The sequence below is a fragment of the Fredinandcohnia quinoae genome, assembly GCF_022427965.1.
Taxonomy (GTDB): domain Bacteria; phylum Bacillota; class Bacilli; order Bacillales; family Bacillaceae_L; genus Ferdinandcohnia; species Ferdinandcohnia quinoae.
In genome coordinates this window covers 279,991-302,770 of sequence record NZ_JAKTTI010000001.1, presented here as the reverse complement: position 1 = coordinate 302,770, position 22,780 = coordinate 279,991, and the positions used below count along the sequence as shown (strand labels likewise).

Here is a 22,780-nt window from a genome sequence, read left to right as displayed (position 1 = left end):
GCGGGAGTACGGGCACAAATGCAATATCGAGGTATATGATGGTGATATTGCGGCGGTAAAGTCAAGGTACGGAAAAATGAGAACATTGGTTGTCGATATTGAGGAAAATGGATATCCTTTTCAAGTTGCGAATGGAGAAGTATTTAGAGAAGAGGGAAACCGAAAGTGGATTCGATTCAATCGTGATGAATATTCTGCATCCGATCTAATTTCTCAAATTTCGCAATTACATAATATAACTGACTTGACAGTTGAAGAACCAGAAATTGAGTCGATTATTAGCCGAATCTATAAAGAAGGCTATAAAGTTGATGAAGAGCCAGTTGGAGTTTGACGGGTAAAGAGCTTGTTGTAATAACCCTTTCTTATGATGAGAATGATCCTAGTTAATATAGAAAAAGGCTTAGATCATTCTTGATCTAAGCTTTTTTCTATTTGTTCGGTAGTCTGATGACATTCTTTGTTCGAACTTCATATTCGAAGTCTGATATTCGTTTTTCCATATGATAAAATAATAATATACTAGAACAATAGTGAAAACATTAGGAGAATATCAGAATGCTAAATAAAATGAACAAATATCTTGAAAAAATGATGCCATTGATTACCCCAACAAGTGTTATAATTGGGGTTTTACTTTCCGCATATTTAAGTCCGTTTTCCAATTTAGTTCCATGGATTTTTGCCTTTATGACATTCGCTGGTGCACTTAGCTCGAATTTTAAGTCATTACAAAGGGCTATTTCTCAGCCAATTCCTATTTTAGTGGCATTATTCACATTACATCTCTTAATGCCTGCTTGGGCTTGGATAGTTGGACATATCACTTTTCCAGATGATAGTCTCACAATAACAGGTCTACTTCTAGCCGTTGTAATTCCAACAGGAATAACTAGCTTTATATGGGTTTCGATGAAGCATGGAAATATTGCTTTAACTCTTTCAATTATTTTAGTGGATACGATGCTTTCCCCATTTATTGTTCCATATAGCTTAACATTCTTTGTTGGTGGAAATGTTGAAATGGACATTTGGAGTATTATGAAAGGTTTATTTTTAATGATTGTACTGCCATCGATGCTTGGAATGGTTGTGAATCATTTGACGAAGGGCAAGTCCAAAGAATTATTAAGTCCACGGTTGTCTCCTTTTTCAAAACTTGGTTTAGCAGCTGTTGTTATGATTAACAGTGCTGAGGTTGCTCCTTTTTTAAAAGAGGTAGACTTAAAGCTAATATCAATTGCAGCAGTGGTATTTATGATTGCCTTTAGTGGTTACTTATTTTCATGGGGGATTGGTAAACTATTCAAATTAGAAATAGAAGTGATTGTGGCATTAATCTTTACCGGTGGGATGCGAAATATTAGTGCTGGTGCCGTAATTGCAGTCACTTTTTTCCCATCTGAGGTTGCTGTCCCTGTTGTTGTAGGAATGCTATTTCAACAAGTACTCGCTTCCTTATATGGATTTTTTATAGACCGAACATATCAACTTGGTAGTGTACAGCATAAACATATGGCATAATTAATGAATGTGTATTAGAGGCTTAAAAGTAAGGGGTCTAATGCCAAACTCAATCTGTATAGTTAAATATAAAGAGTAGAAAATATGAAAAATGATGTGTAAAGGGGTATTAGGTATGGTTGAATCGAAATTTTGTAAAGAATCCTTTGTGGTAAAAACGAGTAATGTGTTTCCACCAGATACAAATTATCATGGGACATTATTCGGTGGAAAGTTGATGGGCTATATTGATGATGTTGCTTCAATTGCTGCCACCAGACATTCTCGTAGTGCTGTGGTAACAGCTTCAACGGATTCAGTTGACTTCCTCCATCCTATTCATGTCGGTAGCTCAGTTTGCCTCGAGGCATATGTTACATATACTGGGAGATCATCGATGGAAGTATTTGTGAAAGTCATTGCAGAAAATTTAATTTCCGGGGAACGTAATATGTGTGCTATTTCTTTTTTAACATTTGTTGCCTTGGATGAGAATGGAAAGCCGAAACAAGTGCCAACGGTTGTTCCCCAATCTGATGAGGAAAAAATGCTTCATCAATCTGCAAAGGACCGTGCGGAAACCCGGAAAAAGCGTAAAAAGGAAAATGAAAAAATGGCGCAATTGTTTAGTGTAGCGTTGCCATGGGAAATTTAATCTACTGCATAAAATAGAAGCTATCGTGATGATAGCTTCTTAATTTTGCCTTTCTTGCTGTTGTTTTAGAAGATCACGAATTTCTGTTAGTAAAAGTTCTTCCTTAGATGGCGTAGATTCAACAGGTTTACTCTCTTCTTTTTTTCTGAACCTTTGTAACAATCTTACAAATAAAAAGATAGAGAAAGCAATTATTAAGAAATCTAGAATTGTTTGAATGAATGATCCATATTTAAGATAGGATTCCTCTCTAAGATGCAATTGATCACTTGATAAGTCAATTCCACCAAGTAGTAGTCCAACTAGGGGCATAATAACATCGTTAACAAGTGAAGTTACAATCTTCCCAAATGCTCCACCAATAATTACGCCAACTGCAAGATCAATTACATTCCCCTTCATCGCAAAAGCTTTAAATTCTTTAAGCATTACATTCTTATCTCCTTTCAATTTCCATATACCTTAATTTACTTGTTAAACCTTTTCAATTGATGTAGTAAGTTTTCTTTAGTTAATATTTCAACCTGACGGCTTCCTAGTAAATCAAAATGTGGATAGCCAAACTTGTGGTGGATATAACGTGCAGGTATATCATATTGTTTACCCCATTCAATAAGACACTCGATATCTGCACAGCCAACTTTTGTAACGGTTTTTGCATCTGGAAAGCGGTCATCTAGCCAATAATGGGTGATAAACGCTATTTCTCCTTTTTCAACTTTTTTCTTCCACTCCAAAAGTTCTTTTCTCTTTATTCCAAAGGCCATGATTTCCACTCCAATAAACATTTTATATAAATATTATAGAGGTTTGTCCAGAAGAAATCATTTCATCAGCTTTTTTTTATGGTAGATTTAGTTGTTCTACAATTTAATTTCCTTAATAAAATGTAAACATCACCTTAGAATGAAGGTCAATCAGGAGTGTGAGGAAATTGAAAAAAACATCCCAATTTATCATTAATGCGAAACGTGAAGATGTGTATTCGGTTTTTATGGACCCTATGAAATTAGCAGTTTGTATCCCAGGTTGTAAAAAAATACGAGGTATTAGTCCAACGCAATATGAAGCTCTCGTTGAGGTGAAGGTGCAGTTTGTTCCAATTAAAATACAAGCGAGAGGGGAGTTAAAGGAAGCGATTGAGAATGAAAGGATAGTCGTAGAAATGACAGGGAAACCTGTTGGGTTGGCAGGTTCATTTAGTAATACCCTCACTGTAACCTTACAGAGTGATGGATCAAATAAGACGAAAGTAGACTACGAACTGGATCTAAAAATGACTGGAAAATTAGCTGCTATCGGGGACTTAATTATGAAGGGTTCGAGCTCAAAAAATTCAACGGAGTTTGTAAAAAATGTACAGGAGTTATTTCAACATTCCTGATCTAGGAACAAAAGAGATTAATAGATAGAACAGCATCTATTAATCTCAACACACTTTATGTGGATTTCACTGATTTCTGGATAATCCTTTCCGGACATGAGTATACATTTAGTGTTTCTCCACGGATAAAACCTACTGCAGTAATATTCAATTCCTCTGCCATTTTGATAGCAAGATCAGTTGGTGCAGATTTTGAAAGAACAACTCCGACACCGATTTTTGCTGCTTTAAGTAATACCTCAGATGAAATTCTTCCACTGAACACAATGATTTTATCCCGTACTGGAATTTTGTTAATTAAGCAATGACCATAAATTTTGTCTAATGCATTATGTCTACCGATATCCGAACGGTTAAACATTACTTCGGATCCGCTGCAAAGAGACGCATTATGGACACCACCTGTATCTTTGAAAATTACACTATGTTGCTGCAATTGGTCCATTAAAAACATGCATTCCTCTGGTGTTAATGTTAGATTAGATGTAGAAGTTTTTGCAGTTTTAGTATCATTTACAAAATAAAATTGCCTTCCTTTGCCACAACATGAGCCAATGAAGCGTTTTGAATAGTACTCTTGATTAGTATTAACTTGCTTACTAATCGTGACATATGCAAAGCCTTGATCCACATCTATTTGTAAATTTATGATTTCATCATAAAAACGAATAACTCCCTCTGATGCTAAAAATCCGACTACTAATTCATCTAACTCAGAAGGGCTACATACAAGTGTAGCAAATTCTTTGTTATTTAAAATGATGGTCAAAGGAAATTCAGTCACAATTTGATCTTCTTCTTCAACAAACTGACCGAAATGGTATTTCACAATATTTTTTGTTATTGTTGTTAAATCATTCATATGTTACACCTCTTTTCAGTTCCAAGTATTGTATTTAATCAAACCGAATAAGTATTTTAGAGAAGAGGAAATCCTGTTATTTATTGTTGATTAGTTTAAAGATGTGATAATATTTTAATCAATAATTCTTAATTTTGCCACAGATATATTAGAAATGTTTACTTCCAATTATAGCGTATAAGAATAGTAATTTTGCAGAAAGGAGATTAATTATGGGGAAAATGAAGCATCAAGGTCCAATAAAAGCTACGAAAATGCCTCAACCAAAGCATTGGGTAAGTCCAATCCCGTTTGGTCTAGGGAAGGTTAAGCCAAAGCATATTAGAGATACTATGAAGGTAGCCTGGGAAAATAAAGATAATCTCAGCTATGCAACTCGAATATTGACACAGGGAGTTTGCGATGGTTGTGCACTTGGAGTGTCTGGTCTCCAGGACCAAACATTGAAAGGGCCACATATGTGTACGACTAGATTAAATGTTCTGCGATTAAGCACGATGCCTTCAATAAAAAAAGAAATCTTACATGCCGATATTGATGAATTACGAAAATTCGATAGTACAGACTTAAGGAAGTTGGGCCGTATCCCATACCCGTTGATCAGAAGAAAAGGAGAGCGGAAATTCTCGCGCATTTCATGGGATGAGGCAATGGAGACAATTGCCCAAAAAATGAAGCAGTTAGATCCGAGACAATACGCATTTTATTTAACCTCAAGAGGAATAACGAATGAGTCTTATTATGTAGCAGCAAAGGTTGCTCGTTTTTTAGGTGCTAATAATATAGATAACGCTGCACGAATTTGCCATTCACCAAGTAAAACAGCATTGAAGCGTTCAATTGGAGTTGGAGCATCTACAGCAAACTATCAGGATTGGTTTGGAGCAGATGTTTTATTGTTTTGGGGTAGTGTAGCTTCAAATAGCTCGCCAGTCTCTACAAAATATATGTTAGAAGCAAAAAAACGGGGCACAAAGATTATTGTTGTGAATCCATATAAGGAGCCAGCAATGGATAAGTACTGGATCCCTTCAAATATGGAATCCGCACTGTTTGGTACGAAAATTGCTGATGACTTCTATCAAGTTAATATTGGTGGTGATATTGCCTTTATGTTCGGTATCATGAAACACTGGTTTGATATGGAGAAACAGGAATATGGTTCAGCCATTAATCATGAGTTTGTTCGTGATCATGTTAATGGGTATGCCGAATTAAAAACTCAAGTCATGAAGATATCTTGGGAGGAAATCACCAAATCTTCAGGAATTGCGAAAGAAAGAATCATAGATTTGTCGAGATTGTTAGCGAATAGTAAAAACGCAGTATATGCATGGGCATTAGGCTTAACGATGCATGCATTTGCAACTGATAATATTTCACAGGTTGCAAATCTAGCACTTCTTCGGGGACATCTAGGGCGTAAGAATAATGGGTTAATGCCTTTTAGGGGTCATTCTTCTGTACAAGGCTCGGGTGAAATGGGTGCTGATCCATTTGTATTACCCGGTGGTGGATTTGATGAGAAAACAATTGAGAGAATTGAAAAGGTATGGAAATTTGAAGTTCCAAAATGGCAGGGTGATATTTGTGGGATATCTCTTGAAAATATTGTCCTACCTGAAGATCATGAGCGCAAAATTAAGCTCTATTATATGTCGGGTGGAAACTTCTTAGAAACAATGCCAGACCCACATTTTATTAAAAAGGCTCTTTCTGAATTAGAAATTCGTGTTCATCAGGATATTATTCTTAATACCTCCACATTAGTAGATGCAAAGGAAGCAGTGATCGTGCTACCCGCTAAAACACGCTATGAACAAGATGGTGGAGGAACATCTACTTCGACAGAACGGATGGTATATTACTCACCTGAAATTGAAGGGAACAAGAATAAAGTGGAGGAAGCTCGTTCTGAATGGAAGATTTATATAGACCTTGCGAAACGTGTAAAACCAGAAACAGCTTATTTAGTAGAATTTGAAACAGGTCAAGAAATTCGAAACGAAATTGCGCTTGCCAATCCGGATTATGAGGGTATTCAGCACTTGAAGAATAGAGGGGATGTATTCCAGTGGGGGGGAGCATGGCTTTGTGAGGATGGAATTTGCAATACTCCTGATGGAAGAGGAAACTTAATTTCTGTAGACATCCCTGACTTTGGAAAAAAGGAAGGACAATTTGTTCTTACAACTCGTCGAGGAAAACAGTTTAATTCTATGATTTATAAAGAAACTGATCCATTTAATAATTCAGAACGTTATGATGTGTTAATAAATGCAAAAGACGCGCATGATTTAAGTATTGCGGAAGGCGAGGGAATTGTCGTCTATAATGGTTTCGGAGTATTCCAAGGTAGAGCTAAATTTGCAGAAATAGCAAATGGTAATCTCGGAGTTCATTTTCCTGAGGGGAATTTTTTATTGCCAAGAGGTAGATATGAAAAATTTGCAGGAATACCAGATTATAATATTACCGTTTCAGTAGAGAAAGCAGACCGCTATAATGCACGGAAAGATGTGCAATATCAGGAAAAACGCATTGAAGAATTAGAAATAGACGTACCTGAATAATTGCCCAATAAGGAAACACCCAAGTTATAAATCTTGGGTGTATATTTTTGACTTTAATCTTTTAAAATTGCTTTATTCCTTCACTCCCTCAAGAAATTGAACTATAATTAAATGAATAAGCGGCTTCATGCCAAAAAAAAAGGGAAGTGAAAAAATTCACTTCCAAATGAACAGATAAAGAATAAGGAGCTAACACTTTCTAGATATTGTATGCAGCAACTATTCCGGACATGTAGGGGATGTACCCTGCGCCATTCGCACATTTTTAATAAAGCAGGTGTTTTTTATGATTGAACAAGCAGAGAAAGTCTTAAAATCATACTTTGGATATTCTTCTTTTCGAAAAGGTCAAAAAGATATTATTGAAAATATTTTAGATGGAAATGATACGCTTGCCATCATGCCAACTGGAGGTGGAAAATCGCTTTGTTATCAAATTCCCGCGATGCTTTTAGATGGTGTTACAATCGTTATATCTCCTCTTATCTCCCTTATGAAGGATCAAGTAGATACACTACACGGAGTCGGAATTCCAGCAACCTTTATTAATAGCAGTATTACTTCCAAAGAAATAAATAATCGTATAAAAGAAGCGCAAATGGGGACTCAAAAAATAATCTATATCGCTCCAGAACGATTGGATTCACCAAGCTTTCGTTCATTACTATCTTCATTACAAATCTCAATGATTGCTGTTGATGAAGCCCATTGTATCTCACAATGGGGACATGATTTTCGTCCGAGCTATCGGAATATAAACCAGATGATTGTTGACCTTCCATATAAACCGATTGTAGCTGCCCTAACAGCAACGGCGACTGTAGAAGTTACAAATGATATTTGCAATCAGTTAAAAATTAATGAGTCAGATGTATTTGTCACAGGATTTGCCCGAGAAAATCTCTCATTTTCGATTGTTAAAGGTGAAAATAAACGAGACTTTGTCAAAGAATTTTTAAAGCAAAATCAGAATCAGTCAGGCATTGTATATGCTGCCACGAGAAAAGATGTGAATGAGCTCCATTCATTTTTGGAACGAGTGGGGTATTCTGTTGGAAAGTATCATGCTGGACTTTCTGAGGAAGAACGTAATATTGCTCAAGACCAGTTTTTGTTTGAGAATGTTCAAGTAATGGTCGCGACAAATGCTTTCGGAATGGGAATAGATAAATCCAACGTGAGATTTGTAATTCATTACAGCATGCCAAAAAATATTGAAGCTTATTATCAGGAAGCTGGACGTGCTGGTCGAGATGGTGAAAAGAGTGATTGCTACTTACTTTATGCCCCGCAGGACATACAATTACAAAAGTTTTTAATTGAACAAACAAGTTTAGATGAGCATAAAAAGGAAAATGAATATAAAAAGTTACAGCAAATGATTGACTTTTGTCATACTGAAAAATGTTTACAAAGTTATATATTGGAATACTTTGGTGAAGTGGATGTTCAAGACTGTGGACGTTGTGTAAATTGTATGGATGATCGTGAAAAGGTTGATGTAACAACAGAAGCGCTAATGGTATTCTCATGTATTAAGCGAATGAAGGAACGATTTGGAAAGACTATCGTTGCCCAAGTATTGAAGGGATCTAAGAATAAGCGAATCCAAGAATTTGGTTTTAACAGTTTGTCCACATATGGATTGTTGAAGCAATATCCTGAAAAGCAAATCGTTGGACTTATCGACTTTTTAGCTGCTGAAGGATTCGTATCATTAACAAATTCACAATATCCCGTTTTAATACTAGCTCCGAAATCACTTGCTGTGTTAAAAGGAGAGGAAAAGATATTTAAGAAGGAACAAAAGAAGAAGCAAATTGTTGTGAATGACAAATTATTTGAGATGCTCCGAGAGGTTAGAAAGGAAATTTCAATTAGAGACAATGTTCCTCCCTATATTGTATTTTCAGATAGTACTTTAAGAGAGATGAGTGAACAAGTGCCGACAGATCAAAAGTCCATGCTTGAAATAAAAGGAGTAGCCCAAACGAAGTATGAGCGATATGGGGAGGACTTTCTAAGTGCAATCAGAACGTATCTTGACGAAAGCAAAATTGCCAACCACTAAGCTTGGATGAGTTTTCATTTTAAATGTGATTCAAATCATGCCATCGTTTTAAGAAACATGCTTTAATAATTGTAGTGAATTAATAATTATTGGAGGGGTTTCGCATGGCATCTGCACGAATTGAAAAAAATGAATTAATTCTAGAAGTAGATCTTCCGGATTTGCAAGTGATACTTAATGAAGCAATAACCAATATTGATTTATACAAAGATGAAATTGCTGTTATTTATGAGAAAATGCCAAAATTTGATTATAAGTATTTTTGCTTTTATGCATATTCTACTTATCGTCTATTAGAAAATGCTTTAGATTTTAATACGGATGATGTCGGGCATTTTCGTCTAATAGCACCAGAATCATTTTATTTTGCCTTTTTTGGGATGATTGCAACATTGCATGCTGAACATAATTGAATAATATTAAATAACAGATCCCCCTAAAACATGAGTTTAGAGGGATTTTTAATTGTATTTTAATCAAAACATAGCCAATTCTAATTGATTAGACTTCTTATTAACTCATTTCTCTTCGATTGTTCTTCCTTCGTAGCTAAATCATATTTTTTAAGTAAGTGAAAAAGTTCATTAAGATCTTTTTGAGAACGTTCTTTTTCTAAATAGCTTAAGATATCTTCATAAATTCCTTGAGGCAAAAAGTTCTCCTGGCTTGCGAGTTTTTTATTTACATCTTCCTTTGAGTGATCTAAGTTACAAATAGACATTCTGATTCCTCCTGAACGTTATGCTTTCATACTATCACTATTTAGGATCTTTTGGGAGTGATAGCTAACACTGCATGATTTATTTAGCTTTTGATACAATGGATAAAGAGGAAATTACAGGAGGGGTTTGATGTCTTATTATATTTGGTTAGTAGTTAATGTGCTGTTTGTTATTATTACTGCCATATATATATGGCTATTTCGCACCCAGGATTCCAGCATTATTTTACTTGGCCAGTTTCTTGCGCAAATTGGGATTTTATTTTTCTTAGTAAACGTAAATATGTATTTTATTTTTCTGGTTATCCGTAAATCAAGGACAAGGAAATTGAAAATAAACTTAGCGAAAATATCACGTAAAATGATGAAAGCTCATATCCCATTTGCAATAATGGGAACAATCATTATTATTTTTCACGGGATCATTATGCTTTATAAGATGGGGGACATTGTCAGTTTCACAAATAGTAAACTTTTAAGTGGTTATGCTGCGATATTACTGTTATCAGTTACATTATTTGCAGGGTATTTACGACATAAGAGATCTTCTGGCTTCAGGCGTAGATTTCATCTTGTAGCTGCCCTAACCTTTACTAGTTTTTTTATCCTTCATTTATTTTTACCTTTATAAAAATCCCAAAGACTTAAAATTTCATGTATAATATATGTAGTAAGTTTATCGAAATACTTGGAATAGAAGGTGGAAGGGAATGGATGTATTAGAAGCAATCAAATCAAGACGTGAAATTACAAATTTTAAAGATGAACCAATTTCGTTAGATGTATTAGAGGTTGTTTTGGATGCAGCGTATTTATCACCGGCAGGCAATAATCTCCCCTCTAGGGAATTTATTTTAGTAACAGATCCAGATGTATTAAAAGAGTTAGCAAACGCAACACCATTTGTCCCGTGGTTAGCCACTTCAAAAGCAGCTATCATTGTGACAGGAAGACCAGATGTGAGTAAATACTGGCTTCAGGATGCATCAATTGCTTCCGGGTATATTTGGTTGGCAGCTGTTGAACAAGGCTTAGGTGCAGCATTTGGTGCAATTTATCATTCCGAAGACCAGGTTGAATCTGAAAAACGAGAAACACATGTGATAAAACAGTTGTCACTCCCAGATGATAGAAGAATTGTATCCATTCTGGGTCTTGGATATCCGGCTATACTACCAGATGCTAAGAAATTACTACCAAGGGAATCGATTGTCTTCTATGGCACCATTAAGTGAGGCATGCGGATAAACGCATGTTTTTTTATTGTTTACTAGGAAATTATAAAATTTAAACATGTGGATGTCTTTAAATAAAGTTTATCTACGTTCAGCTCCAGCGCCTAGGCCCTCGAGGTCAAATAACCTGATGCAAGAAAAGTCAAAGTGCGACTTTTTTGCATCAGAACATTTGCTTGTCGGGCCTGGACAAGGCGCTTGCGCTTTTGTTCTTTTGGGAAAGCAAAAAAGACCGCCCACTTTCCGGTCTGGTTAGTCCCGCAAACGTTGCGAATGGTAGAGGTGGACGGCCTTAAAAATATTATATGTTCTTTCTGAAAAAGTAATACCACTTTCATAATCGAAAATTACGTCTTAAATGTTCTTAAGTATCTTTAAGATATCATTTTTAATATCTATCCAAAGGTCTACATCTGTTGTTAGTTTCTCAACAAAAGAATTGAGGAATTGCTTAAATGCTGCCTCATACTCGTCTGAATCCTTAGGGGGAAGTGTTTCTTTAAGTTGATCAGCAACCTGTTGAGCCATCGGGGATCTTGGCCCCCATTTTCCAACTTCTTCGAAATCATTATTTAAAAAAATAATGATTGGGATTGATCGAGCTTTTCCATTTGTTAAATATTGATCCATAAGCTCTAAGTTTTCATCACGAATTAAATAACGTGTTTCAAGTAAAGCTTCATCAGCCATCCTGATTAGTATAGGTAAATTGACCATTGCATCACCACACCAATCGGCAGTTAATATTACCGCTTTCAATTGTTTGGATTGAAAAGAATGAAGTAGTTCTCTATCTTCATTAGTAAGTGTAAACTGATTGAATACTTGTAGAAGATGCTCTTGATGAACCTTCATATTGTTAATATACTCATTTTTATTCATACCTTTATCAAACCATGTTTTTAAATTTGTCATATTAGACCCCTTTCGAATAATCAATTTCTTGATACTACTATAAGTTAAAGTGTCTAAATAACGCTACTATATTGCTTATTTCTCATGTCTTAACCGATTTAATATAGTAAAATATTAATATCTGAATAAATCATACTTGACGCATAGGAATAATTGTAATATATTTTGAATACGTTAATATACAAAAGGAGGAAACGAAATTGTCATTTTTAACAATTGTAAATATCATAATACTGCTATTATTAATTATCGGTCTATTTTATATGCAAAAAAAACATGTCTCATTTTCAAAGCGAGTTTTTGCTGCTCTTGGAATAGGTATTGTATTTGGATTGGTTTTACACTTAATATATGGAACAGAATCAGAGGTTGTTTCAGAATCAATGGACTGGTTTAACATTGTTGGTAACGGCTATGTTAAATTCCTACAAATGATTGTGATGCCGCTTGTTTTTATCTCGATTGTTTCTGCTTTCACAAAGATGAAGCTTGCAAATAATATTGGGAAAATCAGTGGGTTAATTTTAGCGATATTGGTTGGAACAACTGCAATATCTGCAGCTGTTGGTATTGCAACGGCTACAGGATTTAAACTAGAATCAGTTCAAATCGCGGGTGGGGATGCTGAAGCTGCTCGTGGGGAAATGCTTGATCAAAAATTTTCGGAGATCCAAGATCGAACTTTGCCTCAACAAATCGTAGATTTATTACCAGCTAATCCATTTTTAGACTTTACTGGTGCTCGACCTACTTCAACAATTGCTGTCGTTATATTTGCAGCATTCATAGGATTTGCATTCTTAGGGGTGAAACGAAAAGAGCCTGAACATGCTGAAATGTTTGCGAAAATTATTGATGCTTTTTATTCAATTATAATGAGAATTGTAACCATCATTCTTCGTTTGACTCCATACGGAGTTCTCGCAATTATGACTCGTGTCACTGCAACTAGTGATTATAGTGCAATTTGGAAGCTTGGAAAATTTGTCGTTGCTTCTTATGTAGCATTATTAATAGTTTTTGCTATTCATTTATTGTTATTAACACTTTCAGGGTTAAATCCAATCACATATGTAAAGAAGGTTCTACCTGTTTTAACTTTCGCCTTTTCATCACGTACAAGTGCGGGGACATTGCCGCTTAATGTGAAAGCTCAAACAAAAGACCTCGGAGTACCAGAAGGTATTGCTAACTTTGCGGGTTCATTTGGATTATCAATTGGCCAAAATGGATGTGCAGGTGTGTATCCAGCGATGCTAGCTGTTATGATTGCTCCAACAGTAGGAATTGATCCACTTAGTCCATCGTTTATTGCCACTTTAATCGCAGTAGTTGCGATTAGCTCGTTTGGTGTTGCGGGTGTTGGTGGAGGTGCAACATTTGCTGCTATCCTAGTACTTTCAGCAATGGATTTACCTGTTGCATTAGCAGGATTATTAATTTCAGTTGAGCCTCTGATCGATATGGGCCGTACTGCACTAAATGTTAGTGGAAGTATGACAGCGGGTGTTCTTACTAGTAAAATTACTGGAGAATTAGACACGAATGTGTATGGTAATCCAACCCATGAATTAGAAGCATAACAAGTTAAAGGTAAGGCCAGAAATCTATTGGTCTTACCTTTTTGTTTATCTTTAATCAATTAAAGTAAAAAAAGAACCAACCGCAATCGTTGGTTCTTTCTATATATTGGACGTATTAACTTTTTTCTACATAATAATTACTTAGCCGCGGTAGATTTGGAATTCTTAAACAACGAAAGCCCTACCTCTCTTTCGTCCTCACGGCTCCGAAGCCGATCCAGTGTGAATAAGTCTTTCTCAAATGATAAAATTTATTTTAACTCGAACGAAAAGTTATATATTAAAATTTATATTAGTAATTTAAAATTATGCTTTAAAGTATTGAGGAACATCAAATATTAATTATATTCGTTTTGTATAGCTTTGTCAAATTCTTTTTGCAGAGTTCATCCTTTAATGTCAATATGGTAGGTAATTAATATTTTTGTTGGAAAATAGTAAAATGTTTGATAAATTAAAATAGTCATAGATTTACAATTAATTAAATTAACTAAATTTTATAAAATATGAATAATGGCGGGGATACTAATGACAAATAAAGAATATATTTCGAAATTAAAAGAGAATATTAGTCAAGTAATAATCGGGAAAAATGAGGTAGTAGAATTAGTATTAAATTCTCTTATTAATAATGGACATATTTTATTAGAAAGTGTACCAGGGACAGGCAAGACAATGTTAGCGAAAAGCTTTGCGAAATCAATAAGTGGATCTTTCAAACGAATCCAATTTACTCCTGATGTACTTCCAAGTGATGTTACCGGAATTCAGTTCTTCAATCCTAAGGAGCAAGAGTTTCAGTTGCGTCCAGGTCCAGTTATGACTAATATTCTACTAGCTGATGAGATTAACCGTGCGACTCCTAGAACGCAATCAAGCTTACTTGAGGTAATGGAAGAACGTCAAGTTACAATTGACGGAGAAACATTAAAGCTTCCTAGTCCATTTATAGTAATAGCTACACAAAATCCAATTGAATCTCAACAAGGAACCTTTCCTCTACCTGAGGCGCAGATGGATCGTTTTTTTGTACAAATTGATCTAGGATATCCGAGCTTTGCTGAAGAGAAACAAATCATGCAGACATATCGTCAAAATAATCCAATTGAGGAATTAGGAGAAGTATTATCCAAAGAAGACATTGAATATATGCAAAGAGAAGTTCAGCAAGTGAAATTATCAGATGATGTAGAAGATTATTTATTACGTGTTATTCATGCTACAAGAGAGCACTCAGATGTTGAAATTGGCGCAAGTCCTCGTGGAACGTTGGCGCTTATGAAGGCAGCACAGGGAAGAGCGTATCTAGACGGTAGATTATACGTAACACCTGAAGACATTAAATATATGGCTCCGTTTGTTATTGCACATCGACTCGTACTTACGATGGAAGGTTCACTAAAGAAAACAAACCGACAAATTATTCAGGAATTGCTATCGTCCGTATCGGTACCAGTGGAAGCGGGAGCTGTTAATTAATGGGGTGGAAAAGACAAATCTCTTTGGGAAATGAATTGTCTCTATTGGCAATTCTTTCTTCTATAATTATGATGACTGGAATAATGGTACAGTCTTTTTTAGTTATCTTTGTAGGATTGCTCTTTCTATTATTTATATACGTGAATCGTTTTTATCTGAATCGTGTTGGTGAACATATCTCTGTAGAAATAAATAAGGAAACAATTAAATTATTCAAGGGTGAAAATGATGATTTTTCGATCACCTTTAGTCAAAATGGTGTAATTCCCTTATTCAATGCACAGGTCAGAATCACGATAGATAGTATGATTGAATTCGAAAATGAAAGACAAATTCTCGAAACTGAACAAATTGAACTTCATTTGCCATTATCCTTAATGGGAAGACAATCGGTCACAACGAGACTTCCGTTTTATGCAAGAAAAAGAGGTGTAGTTAAAATTAGGACACTTGAGGTTCGAATTCCTCATTTATTTGGGTTTGGAGAAGTGTATCTCCAATATACAAAACCTCTTTTATTCGAAACTATCATATTTTCCTCACCTGTTGTCGTTGGTGGGATTGAGAAAATTATTCCCAAAAATCAAGGGGAATATCCGATAAAGTCATCCTACTTTGAAGATTTAAACGCAATCGTTGGAGCAAGGCAATATGTTTCTACAGACCCATTCAATCGGGTACATTGGAAAGCATCTGCTCGCACGAACGAGCTTCAAACAAAAATGTTTGATAAAACTGCACAGTTTTCGTGGACGATTATGATCAATGTGCGTGAAAGAAATTTAGAAGATTATTTAAGCGGTTTAACATATTTATTAGAATATGCCACCCTAAAAAATATTCCATTTGAAGTATTTGTCAATATTAGAAAAGCAGGGAAATCGCCATTTGTACATCAGGCTCTTGGAACAGGAAAGGAACATCTTGCAAGAGCACTGGAGTTAATTGCTAGACTTAGTAAACATAGTATCACGGTTCCGTTTCATTTTATGATTCATGCTGCTGGGCGTCAGCACGTGCTGTCACCCTTTGTCATTTTATCGGGTGACATTGATCAAAATGAACATTTGCTATTAAAACAATTTGCTCAAAAAGGTATTGATAGTTTTAAAATTCTTGAGAATGATCATAATATTTATTTAATCAAGACCTCACAATATGAAAGGGAGGTTAATTCCCATGCGATCTAGTAAAGCTTTTCTTCATTTTAATCAATACGTCATGGAAGTTATCATCTTTTATATTGTGTTGTGTTTGGGCTATATTCAAACAGAAAATTTACCACCGATTCTTCCATTCATTATAATTACTGGTGGAGGAGCATTATTAATCTCTTTTCTTTTATCAATCATGAAATCTAATATGCCTTATTTTTTTGTACTATTGGTGATTCCAATTCTAGCCCTGATTAGCAGTGAATTAGGGTTAAGTTTTGGGGTTAGTCTGTTTATAGCAGCTATAGTTTGTTACCGTGTCGTTATCCATTTTAAAAAAACCTCGAAGCTAACTGATTCAATGATATTGAACCTTAGTTTATTAATTGGGGGTCTATCATACTTTGGAGCTAGTGTACAGGGCTATGTATATAAGGATATTATTTTGTATTTATTAATAACTCAACTTCTAGTACTGATGTTCGGAAATACTTTGGTTGCTATTATGACAAGTCATTTAGAAAATAAAGAAAAAGAACTTAAGAAGCAATCTGCTTCGCTACTAGGGCTTTTCGGTGGCCTTCTAACTGGAGCAATCATTTTTTCAATTGTCTTTCCATTCTTATTTGTAAAAGGATTATCGTTTGTAATGTCAGTGATTGGAAAAGGAATGTCCATCATTTCAAAACCGTTATTTAATGCAGTGGAGGAATTTGACACTAAAAGTCGACCAAGAGATTCGGGGGAGGGTGCGCTTAACTGGGATTCTGCATTAGAGGAGAAGGGTTTTATATTCTCTTTCTTAGATGAGTTAAGTCGGATAAATATCTGGACAATTTTATCAATCCTTGCGCTCCTTATTCTTGTGATTGTTACAATTATTATAGCTAAAAGGAGATTCGTTAAAGAACCAGAGCTTACTGATGATACATATCAATTTTCTACAACTACCAAAAATATTGAGAAATATTCCAGTATTCGAAAGAGGATTAAAAGACAGACCCCACAGGTCAAGGTTAGAAAATTAGTATTTGAATTAGAAATTCTAGCTGCTAGTAAAGGATTAGGGCGTTTCCATTATGAAAATGTTCATGAGTGGTTAACAAGAAATACATTTCTAGATTATCGTTTAGTTGAATTGTATGAAAGAGTTCGTTATGGAGATGAAGTTTTATCAGCTGAAGAGGATGCTGCTTGCGATGAAATTGTGAAACAAATAAAAAGTAAAATTCGAACCTTGAAAAAAACGAAGTAAAGACAGAAAGAAGGACATTGATATCCTTCTTTCTAGTACTAGCATATTTATTCTTATTTCACAAGTTTCATATTTTCTCTTCGTATTTGTGCGACTGCATCTGAAACAGAATTTACTACAAAGGATGCTTCTTTTTTAACTGAGTCATGAGCATGGGAAATAACGTAGCTATACGGAGTAAGCTTAAACATAGGAATATCATTGAAAGAGTCACCTATACATGCAATTTCTTCTTCCTTAATTTCAAGATAATCTAGTAACTTCGATAGTGCATTCCCTTTACTGATCTTTTTTGGCATGATATCTAAAACTTGTTTCTCTGAAATATAAATATCAATTTCCTCTCCATGTTCAGCTGCTAATTCCTCATAGATTTTGATTATATCGTTTTCAAATCCAAGTAGTGTTATTTTCGAAGGCATAATGCTTTCAAATTTGTCTGTAAGTTTTGGGTCAATCACAATCGGGTGAAACATTCTTTTTTGGATGCCTTCAACATATTCATTATTCTCTTCAGTGAAGTTTGTATCATAATTGCAGAGAAGAGTTATGACATTTAGAGGACGAACTTTATTGTATATCTTCCTTGCTAATGAAGGATCAAAGGTTTTAGAAAAAATTGCTTGGTTATCTACAGTTGAGGTGAATGCCCCATTTTGACTGATTCGATGGAATCTTTCACCGATTGACTTAAGTACTTCTTGAATTTCAATATCCATTCTCCCAGTTGCAATACTAATTTGAAATCCATCCTGTAGAGCCTCTTTCAATGATTCACGATCATCTTGCTTAACAGTATTATCTTCTTGTAAAAGAGTGCCATCTAAATCGCTTACGATAAGTTTAATCAATATTTCATCCTCCATTTTTATGTGTAGGTTCTTTCAATTATATTCTGCCATTATACATGAAAATTGCAAATGATAGGTAATGATATGTTATGATTTGAATTGGTTTTAAATTATATCTATTGACTTGTCCTTGAGGAAGTTTGTAAGATTAAATGGGTATATCATTCAATTAGAAGGAGTTGGCATTCTTGATAGAGTCATTTAAAGTAAAAAAAGTATTAAATAATAATGTCCTGATTGCTACACATTCTTCTTATAATGAAGTTGTTCTAATTGGAAAAGGAATTGGATTCGGTAAGAAACAAGGTGATGATATTTCTCAACTTAAAGCTGAGAAGATGTTTGTTCTAGAAAATGAAAAAGAACAGGAGCAGTACAAGAAGCTTGTTTCACAAGTAGATGAGGGTTTTATAGAAGTAATGAATGATATTATACTGCATATAAGGAAGCGTGTAGAATCTCCAATAAATGAACATATTCATGTTGCATTAACTGATCATATATCATTTGCAATCAAACGAATGAATCAAGGGTTAAGCTTAGCAAATCCCTTTTTAATCGAAACAAAATCTCTTTACCCGATGGAATATAATGTTGCCCAGGAAGTAGTAGCCATTTTAAATGAAAAAATGGGAATTACTTTTCCGAAAGGAGAGGTAGGATTTATTGCATTACATATCCATAGTGCCATCGGGAATAAAACAATATCAGAAGTGAATCAGCATTCTCACTTAATAGCCAATTTAATTACTATTATTGAGGGTCAGTTGAAGATCAAAATTAATAGAGATAGTATCGATTATTTACAACTTATTCGTCATCTTTATTATACAATTGCTAGAGTTAAGTCAGGTGATAAGGTAGAGGAACCAAAAAACGTAGCAAAAGTATTGAAGAGTGAATATCCAATATGCTATAATCTTTCGTGGAAAGTTATTAAAGTGATGCAACAGGCATTAAAATTGCAAGTCTATGATGCTGAGGCAGTCTATCTTACCATGCATCTTCAAAGACTTACAAATAAAAATGAATAATGTAGTCCATTATACGTGTTACTGATACGATCAGGCATGAGTAAAGTTATGATTGAAATTATGTTATAAGGGGTAATCTATCCCTATACATAAGCAGTCATCCTTGCTCATGCCTTTTATTTTTGAAAGTGTAATCGTTTTACATGTGTATGTTCATCACAAACTAAAAGAGAAAGGGGGTCCCTACATATTGTTTAAAAATGTTTTTGGATCACTGCGTAAGGCTAAGGAAAAAATGGACGGGAAAACTCCAGTCCCTACTACAAGAACATCTGCAAATGCAGAAGCGAAAGATCATGTTGAAAAAGTTATGACTGAATCAATTGGAAATGAAGTATTTATTTCTCCTATCAAGGGTGAAATTCATCCAATAACAGATGTACCTGATCAAGTATTTTCTGAAAAAATGATGGGTGATGGATTTGCAATTTTACCGGAAGAAGGGCTGGTTGTCTCTCCTGCTGAAGGGACTATTGTAAATTTATTCCCAACAAAACATGCGATAGGTCTTGAAACTGTTAATGGTCGTGAAATTTTGATACACTTTGGTATAGATACAGTTAACCTCAAAGGAGAAGGCTTTGAAACTCTTGTCTCCCAGGGAGATAAGGTATCAAAGGGACAGCCTTTATTAAAAGTGGATCTAGAATTCTTGGAAAATAAGGTACCATCTTTAATGACTCCGATTGTTTTTACAAATTTAAAAGACGGCGAACAAATTCAACTAATAAAACAAGGCACAGTAGCTTTAAAAGAAGAAGGAATTATTACCATTACAAAATAAAAGGGGAAATGAAAAATGGCTGAGAAAACATTTAAAATTACTAGTGAATCTGGAATACATGCACGTCCCGCAACTGTTTTAGTACAAACTGCAGGTAAGTTTAATTCTGATGTAAATCTAGAGTATAATGGAAAATCAGTAAACTTAAAATCAATTATGGGTGTTATGTCTCTTGGAATTGGACAAGGTTCAGAAATCAAAATCATAGCTGAAGGTTCCGATGCAGATGCTGCTCTTTCTGCTCTTACAGAAACAATTTCAAAAGAAGGTCTTGGTGCATAATGTCTACTGTTATTAAAGGTATTGCTGCATCAGCAGGGATTGCAATCGCGAAAAGCTTTCGTCTTGAACATCCCGACCTTACAGTTGAAAAAAAGGCAATTTCTGATGTGAAATCTGAAATTGCTCGCTTTGATGCAGCAATTGATAAATCAATGCAGGAGCTGGAAATAATTAAAGATCGTGCTAACAAAGAGCTTGGAGAAGATAAAGCAGCAATTTTTGCTGCACATCTTCTTGTGTTGAGCGATCCGGAGCTTCTTAATCCAATAAAAGAAAAAATAGAAAATGATAATCAAAATGCAGAATTTGCATTAAATGAAACAGCTTCTATGTTCATTAGTATGTTTGAAGCAATGGACAACGAATATATGAAAGAGCGAGCTGCAGATATTCGTGATGTAACCAAAAGAGTACTAGCACATCTTTTAGGTGTTACGATTTCGAATCCGAGCATGATATCAGAAGAAGTTATTATAATTGCAGAGGATTTAACACCTTCTGATACTGCACAGTTAAACCGTAAATTTGTAAAAGGATTTACAACTGATATTGGTGGTCGTACATCACATTCAGCAATTATGTCTAGATCAATGGAAATTCCTGCGGTTGTTGGGACAAAGTCAGTAACTGCTGAGATTAAAAACAATGTAACTGTTATTGTTGACGGATTAGACGGAGAAGTAATTGTCGATCCTTCAGCAGAGGTTTTAGCACATTATAAAGAGAAAAAACAAAAATATGAGGCCCAAAAAGAAGAGTGGGCAAAGCTTAAAAACGAAAAAACTTTTACAAGTGATGGACAACATGTTGAACTCGTAGCAAATATTGGAACACCTGATGATGTTAAAGGTGTAATTGCTAACGGAGGAGAAGGTGTTGGCCTATATCGTACAGAATTCCTATATATGGGTCGCGACCAATTACCAACAGAAGAAGAACAGTTTGAAGCGTATAAAACAGTTCTTGAATCAATGGAAGATAAGCCTGTCGTTGTACGAACTCTTGATATTGGTGGGGATAAAGAGCTCCCATACTTGAATCTTCCAAAAGAGATGAATCCATTTTTAGGTTTTCGCGCCATTCGTCTTTGTCTCGAGGAGCAAGATATTTTCCGAACACAGTTACGTGCATTATTACGTGCAAGTACATATGGAAATTTGAAAATCATGTTTCCTATGATTGCGACTCTTGCTGAATTTAGAGAAGCTAAAGCAATCCTACTAGAAGAAAAAGAAAAATTAGTATCAAGTGGAGTATCTGTTTCAGATACAATTGAAATTGGAATTATGGTTGAAATTCCATCCACAGCTGTTTTAGCTGACCAATTTGCAAAAGAAGTTGATTTCTTTAGTATTGGTACAAATGATCTAATCCAGTATACGATGGCAGCTGATCGAATGAATGAGCGTGTTTCATACCTATATCAACCATATAATCCTTCAATTTTAAGACTAATTACATTAGTAATCGATGCTGCACATAAGGAAGGTAAATGGGCTGGTATGTGTGGGGAAATGGCAGGAGATCCTATTGCGGTTCCAATCCTATTAGGTCTAGGGCTAGATGAATTTAGTATGAGTGCAACCTCGATCTTACCTGCACGTTCACAAATCAAACGACTTTCAAAAAAGGAAGCAGCAAGCTTCAAAGAAAAGATTCTTGCAATGAGTACAACTGAGGAAGTTGTTGAATTTGTGAAAGCAAATCTTATGAATTAAAAAAATGAGTCTGGCTCTAGTAGCCTGACTCATTTTTGTTGACTTCTTCAAAGAAATTATTAACTAAATTTTCTATTTGATCTGGATGGGGTTGTTCACCAGTAAATGTAAAGGGGATTTCCTTTACAAAATCTCCTTTTTGATAAACGTGAATTGCCCCTTTTTGACTAACAACACTGTATTCTGGTTCAAATCGATATCCGTTCTGGTCAATTGCTCCCATCCAATCGCTCCTAACAAATTATGGTCATTTCTCACTACATAGCTTGTCTTTATTTTACATTCAGCATACTTCTCTTTTTAAGGTACATACTTTTAAATAGTAAAGGAGGTTTATTGATGCCAAGTAATGACAGAGACTATGATGAACGTGATCCTCATCCAGATGGAAGATATGAAGGGATTATTAATGATAATACAGCAATGGCTGGAGAAAAAATGGGTGTGATTGTTGATACTAACTCAGATACTCGAATTCAACCGAATAATCCTTACCATATAAATCCAAAAGTAGATAGTGAGATGGAAAAATTCAACACCTTTTTTAAAAGTAATAAGTAAAATGAATCGTAACTAAAAAGAAAAACCAGCAACGTATAATTGTTGCTGGTTTCCTTAGTAATTTTTATTTTAATTTAGCACCAAGCAGCACCAACGATGATTAGTAGAATAAATAAGACTACAATCAACGCAAAACCTGAACCACGTCCGTAGCCACCGC

The 22,780-nt window shown here is 34.9% G+C and carries 24 protein-coding genes and 2 pseudogenes; 18 read left to right on the top strand and 8 right to left on the bottom strand.

All coding sequences use genetic code 11. The annotated features are described in order from the left end of the window. Nucleotides 1-76: 76 nt before the first annotated feature. The 3 genes from MJG50_RS01550 (at nucleotide 77) to MJG50_RS01540 (ending at nucleotide 2,158) form a co-directional block, all read left to right on the top strand. A complete protein-coding gene (locus tag MJG50_RS01550) occupies nucleotides 77-334 on the top strand; it encodes a hypothetical protein (RefSeq protein WP_240252245.1) in 258 nt (85 codons plus the stop codon). A gap of 224 nt (nucleotides 335-558) precedes the next feature. Beyond that, on the top strand, nucleotides 559-1,524 hold the full coding sequence (locus tag MJG50_RS01545) for a bile acid:sodium symporter family protein (RefSeq protein WP_240252244.1): 966 nt from the start codon (nucleotides 559-561) through the stop codon (nucleotides 1,522-1,524). 115 nt (nucleotides 1,525-1,639) lie between these two features. Beyond that, a complete protein-coding gene (locus MJG50_RS01540) occupies nucleotides 1,640-2,158 on the top strand; it encodes an acyl-CoA thioesterase (RefSeq protein WP_240252243.1) in 519 nt (172 codons plus the stop codon). A gap of 39 nt (nucleotides 2,159-2,197) precedes the next feature. Here MJG50_RS01540 and mscL read toward each other — a convergent pair whose 3' ends face one another. Together mscL and MJG50_RS01530 are read right to left on the bottom strand one after the other, a co-directional pair. Continuing rightward, nucleotides 2,198-2,587 (bottom strand): large conductance mechanosensitive channel protein MscL, encoded by a 390-nt coding sequence (gene mscL / locus MJG50_RS01535; protein ID WP_240252242.1) that lies wholly within the window; start codon nucleotides 2,585-2,587, stop codon nucleotides 2,198-2,200. 38 nt (nucleotides 2,588-2,625) lie between these two features. Continuing rightward, nucleotides 2,626-2,925, bottom strand: coding sequence for a hypothetical protein (locus MJG50_RS01530; RefSeq protein WP_240252241.1), 300 nt, complete (start codon nucleotides 2,923-2,925; stop codon nucleotides 2,626-2,628). Between the two features lie 158 nt (nucleotides 2,926-3,083). On the opposite strand from MJG50_RS01530, the gene MJG50_RS01525 reads away from it, so the two are divergent. Continuing rightward, a complete protein-coding gene (locus MJG50_RS01525; protein ID WP_240252240.1) occupies nucleotides 3,084-3,542 on the top strand; it encodes an SRPBCC family protein in 459 nt (152 codons plus the stop codon). 55 nt (nucleotides 3,543-3,597) lie between these two features. Here MJG50_RS01525 and fdhD read toward each other — a convergent pair whose 3' ends face one another. Continuing rightward, nucleotides 3,598-4,404 carry a formate dehydrogenase accessory sulfurtransferase FdhD gene (gene fdhD, locus MJG50_RS01520; protein ID WP_240252239.1) on the bottom strand — a complete coding sequence of 269 codons (807 nt, stop codon included), beginning with the start codon at nucleotides 4,402-4,404 and terminating at the stop codon, nucleotides 3,598-3,600. A gap of 212 nt (nucleotides 4,405-4,616) precedes the next feature. On the opposite strand from fdhD, the gene MJG50_RS01515 reads away from it, so the two are divergent. The 3 genes from MJG50_RS01515 to MJG50_RS01505 all read left to right on the top strand — a co-directional run bounded on the left by MJG50_RS01515 (nucleotide 4,617) and on the right by MJG50_RS01505 (nucleotide 9,461). Further along, nucleotides 4,617-6,977 carry an FdhF/YdeP family oxidoreductase gene (locus tag MJG50_RS01515; RefSeq protein ID WP_240252238.1) on the top strand — a complete coding sequence of 787 codons (2,361 nt, stop codon included), beginning with the start codon at nucleotides 4,617-4,619 and terminating at the stop codon, nucleotides 6,975-6,977. A gap of 286 nt (nucleotides 6,978-7,263) precedes the next feature. Next, nucleotides 7,264-9,048, top strand: coding sequence for a DNA helicase RecQ (gene recQ, locus MJG50_RS01510; RefSeq protein ID WP_240252237.1), 1,785 nt, complete (start codon nucleotides 7,264-7,266; stop codon nucleotides 9,046-9,048). A 104-nt stretch (nucleotides 9,049-9,152) separates the two neighbouring features. Then, a complete protein-coding gene (locus MJG50_RS01505; RefSeq protein WP_240252236.1) occupies nucleotides 9,153-9,461 on the top strand; it encodes a hypothetical protein in 309 nt (102 codons plus the stop codon). 80 nt (nucleotides 9,462-9,541) lie between these two features. Here the strand turns inward: MJG50_RS01505 and MJG50_RS01500 are convergent, their stop codons facing one another. After that, nucleotides 9,542-9,769 carry a group-specific protein gene (locus tag MJG50_RS01500; protein ID WP_240252235.1) on the bottom strand — a complete coding sequence of 76 codons (228 nt, stop codon included), beginning with the start codon at nucleotides 9,767-9,769 and terminating at the stop codon, nucleotides 9,542-9,544. A 130-nt stretch (nucleotides 9,770-9,899) separates the two neighbouring features. On the opposite strand from MJG50_RS01500, the gene MJG50_RS01495 reads away from it, so the two are divergent. Both MJG50_RS01495 and MJG50_RS01490 read left to right on the top strand, forming a co-directional pair. Next, complete coding sequence (locus tag MJG50_RS01495) at nucleotides 9,900-10,400, top strand: hypothetical protein (protein WP_240252234.1); 501 nt, start codon at nucleotides 9,900-9,902, stop codon at nucleotides 10,398-10,400. A gap of 79 nt (nucleotides 10,401-10,479) precedes the next feature. Further along, on the top strand, nucleotides 10,480-11,004 hold the full coding sequence (locus MJG50_RS01490; protein ID WP_240252233.1) for a nitroreductase family protein: 525 nt from the start codon (nucleotides 10,480-10,482) through the stop codon (nucleotides 11,002-11,004). A 354-nt stretch (nucleotides 11,005-11,358) separates the two neighbouring features. Here MJG50_RS01490 and MJG50_RS01485 read toward each other — a convergent pair whose 3' ends face one another. Then, entirely contained in the window at nucleotides 11,359-11,919 is a 561-nt protein-coding gene (locus MJG50_RS01485; protein ID WP_240252232.1) for a thioredoxin family protein, read from the bottom strand. A 200-nt stretch (nucleotides 11,920-12,119) separates the two neighbouring features. Between MJG50_RS01485 and MJG50_RS01480 the strand changes: the two genes are divergently transcribed. From MJG50_RS01480 to MJG50_RS01465, 4 genes are all read left to right on the top strand, one after another. Beyond that, nucleotides 12,120-13,502, top strand: a complete 1,383-nt coding sequence (locus tag MJG50_RS01480; protein ID WP_240252231.1) for an L-cystine transporter — start codon at nucleotides 12,120-12,122, stop codon at nucleotides 13,500-13,502. A gap of 528 nt (nucleotides 13,503-14,030) precedes the next feature. After that, nucleotides 14,031-14,981 (top strand): AAA family ATPase, encoded by a 951-nt coding sequence (locus MJG50_RS01475; protein ID WP_240252230.1) that lies wholly within the window; start codon nucleotides 14,031-14,033, stop codon nucleotides 14,979-14,981. Then, nucleotides 14,981-16,171: a DUF58 domain-containing protein gene (locus MJG50_RS01470; RefSeq protein WP_240252215.1), complete on the top strand. Its 1,191-nt coding sequence runs from the start codon at nucleotides 14,981-14,983 to the stop codon at nucleotides 16,169-16,171. The genes MJG50_RS01475 and MJG50_RS01470 overlap by 1 nt, the downstream gene beginning before the upstream one ends. Next, nucleotides 16,161-17,390, top strand: a complete 1,230-nt coding sequence (locus MJG50_RS01465) for a hypothetical protein (protein ID WP_240252213.1) — start codon at nucleotides 16,161-16,163, stop codon at nucleotides 17,388-17,390. Before MJG50_RS01470 ends, MJG50_RS01465 begins: the two co-directional genes overlap by 11 nt. A gap of 53 nt (nucleotides 17,391-17,443) precedes the next feature. Here the strand turns inward: MJG50_RS01465 and MJG50_RS01460 are convergent, their stop codons facing one another. Next, on the bottom strand, nucleotides 17,444-18,241 hold the full coding sequence (locus MJG50_RS01460; RefSeq protein ID WP_240252206.1) for an HAD family hydrolase: 798 nt from the start codon (nucleotides 18,239-18,241) through the stop codon (nucleotides 17,444-17,446). A gap of 188 nt (nucleotides 18,242-18,429) precedes the next feature. On the opposite strand from MJG50_RS01460, the gene glcT reads away from it, so the two are divergent. The 4 genes and pseudogenes from glcT (at nucleotide 18,430) to ptsP (ending at nucleotide 22,059) form a co-directional block, all read left to right on the top strand. Continuing rightward, entirely contained in the window at nucleotides 18,430-19,275 is an 846-nt protein-coding gene (gene glcT / locus MJG50_RS01455) for a glucose PTS transporter transcription antiterminator GlcT (protein ID WP_240252198.1), read from the top strand. 241 nt (nucleotides 19,276-19,516) lie between these two features. Then, nucleotides 19,517-20,059: pseudogene (locus MJG50_RS01450) on the top strand (PTS sugar transporter subunit IIA); the annotation flags it as partial. Nucleotides 20,060-20,074: 15 nt separating this feature from the next. After that, the gene (locus MJG50_RS01445; protein WP_240252196.1) at nucleotides 20,075-20,341 is read left to right on the top strand and encodes a phosphocarrier protein HPr; all 267 of its coding nucleotides are present in this window, start codon (nucleotides 20,075-20,077) and stop codon (nucleotides 20,339-20,341) included. Further along, nucleotides 20,341-22,059: a phosphoenolpyruvate--protein phosphotransferase gene (ptsP, locus tag MJG50_RS01440; protein ID WP_240252187.1), complete on the top strand. Its 1,719-nt coding sequence runs from the start codon at nucleotides 20,341-20,343 to the stop codon at nucleotides 22,057-22,059. Before MJG50_RS01445 ends, ptsP begins: the two co-directional genes overlap by 1 nt. A gap of 16 nt (nucleotides 22,060-22,075) precedes the next feature. Here the strand turns inward: ptsP and MJG50_RS01435 are convergent, their stop codons facing one another. Beyond that, entirely contained in the window at nucleotides 22,076-22,282 is a 207-nt protein-coding gene (locus MJG50_RS01435; RefSeq protein ID WP_240252185.1) for a YbxH family protein, read from the bottom strand. Between the two features lie 116 nt (nucleotides 22,283-22,398). On the opposite strand from MJG50_RS01435, the gene MJG50_RS01430 reads away from it, so the two are divergent. Beyond that, a complete protein-coding gene (locus MJG50_RS01430) occupies nucleotides 22,399-22,620 on the top strand; it encodes a hypothetical protein (RefSeq protein ID WP_240252183.1) in 222 nt (73 codons plus the stop codon). Between the two features lie 74 nt (nucleotides 22,621-22,694). On the opposite strand, the pseudogene MJG50_RS22365 reads toward MJG50_RS01430, so the two are convergent. Further along, a pseudogene (locus tag MJG50_RS22365) lies at nucleotides 22,695-22,778 on the bottom strand (YjcZ family sporulation protein); the annotation flags it as partial. Nucleotides 22,779-22,780 lie beyond the last annotated feature (2 nt).

What these genes read in the sequence shown, in the direction of transcription:
- MJG50_RS01550 (WP_240252245.1), top strand. Translation starts at nt 77, where the DNA reads ATGAGAACATTGGTTGTCGATATTGAGGAAAATGGATATCCTTTTCAA.
- MJG50_RS01545 (WP_240252244.1), top strand. Translation starts at nt 559, where the DNA reads ATGCTAAATAAAATGAACAAATATCTTGAAAAAATGATGCCATTGATT.
- MJG50_RS01540 (WP_240252243.1), top strand. Translation starts at nt 1,640, where the DNA reads ATGGTTGAATCGAAATTTTGTAAAGAATCCTTTGTGGTAAAAACGAGT.
- mscL (WP_240252242.1), bottom strand. Translation starts at nt 2,587, where the DNA reads ATGCTTAAAGAATTTAAAGCTTTTGCGATGAAGGGGAATGTAATTGAT.
- MJG50_RS01530 (WP_240252241.1), bottom strand. Translation starts at nt 2,925, where the DNA reads ATGGCCTTTGGAATAAAGAGAAAAGAACTTTTGGAGTGGAAGAAAAAA.
- fdhD (WP_240252239.1), bottom strand. Translation starts at nt 4,404, where the DNA reads ATGAATGATTTAACAACAATAACAAAAAATATTGTGAAATACCATTTC.
- MJG50_RS01515 (WP_240252238.1), top strand. Translation starts at nt 4,617, where the DNA reads ATGGGGAAAATGAAGCATCAAGGTCCAATAAAAGCTACGAAAATGCCT.
- recQ (WP_240252237.1), top strand. Translation starts at nt 7,264, where the DNA reads ATGATTGAACAAGCAGAGAAAGTCTTAAAATCATACTTTGGATATTCT.
- MJG50_RS01505 (WP_240252236.1), top strand. Translation starts at nt 9,153, where the DNA reads ATGGCATCTGCACGAATTGAAAAAAATGAATTAATTCTAGAAGTAGAT.
- MJG50_RS01500 (WP_240252235.1), bottom strand. Translation starts at nt 9,769, where the DNA reads ATGTCTATTTGTAACTTAGATCACTCAAAGGAAGATGTAAATAAAAAA.
- MJG50_RS01495 (WP_240252234.1), top strand. Translation starts at nt 9,900, where the DNA reads ATGTCTTATTATATTTGGTTAGTAGTTAATGTGCTGTTTGTTATTATT.
- MJG50_RS01490 (WP_240252233.1), top strand. Translation starts at nt 10,480, where the DNA reads ATGGATGTATTAGAAGCAATCAAATCAAGACGTGAAATTACAAATTTT.
- MJG50_RS01485 (WP_240252232.1), bottom strand. Translation starts at nt 11,919, where the DNA reads ATGACAAATTTAAAAACATGGTTTGATAAAGGTATGAATAAAAATGAG.
- MJG50_RS01475 (WP_240252230.1), top strand. Translation starts at nt 14,031, where the DNA reads ATGACAAATAAAGAATATATTTCGAAATTAAAAGAGAATATTAGTCAA.
- MJG50_RS01470 (WP_240252215.1), top strand. Translation starts at nt 14,981, where the DNA reads ATGGGGTGGAAAAGACAAATCTCTTTGGGAAATGAATTGTCTCTATTG.
- MJG50_RS01465 (WP_240252213.1), top strand. Translation starts at nt 16,161, where the DNA reads ATGCGATCTAGTAAAGCTTTTCTTCATTTTAATCAATACGTCATGGAA.
- MJG50_RS01445 (WP_240252196.1), top strand. Translation starts at nt 20,075, where the DNA reads ATGGCTGAGAAAACATTTAAAATTACTAGTGAATCTGGAATACATGCA.
- ptsP (WP_240252187.1), top strand. Translation starts at nt 20,341, where the DNA reads ATGTCTACTGTTATTAAAGGTATTGCTGCATCAGCAGGGATTGCAATC.
- MJG50_RS01435 (WP_240252185.1), bottom strand. Translation starts at nt 22,282, where the DNA reads ATGGGAGCAATTGACCAGAACGGATATCGATTTGAACCAGAATACAGT.
- MJG50_RS01430 (WP_240252183.1), top strand. Translation starts at nt 22,399, where the DNA reads ATGCCAAGTAATGACAGAGACTATGATGAACGTGATCCTCATCCAGAT.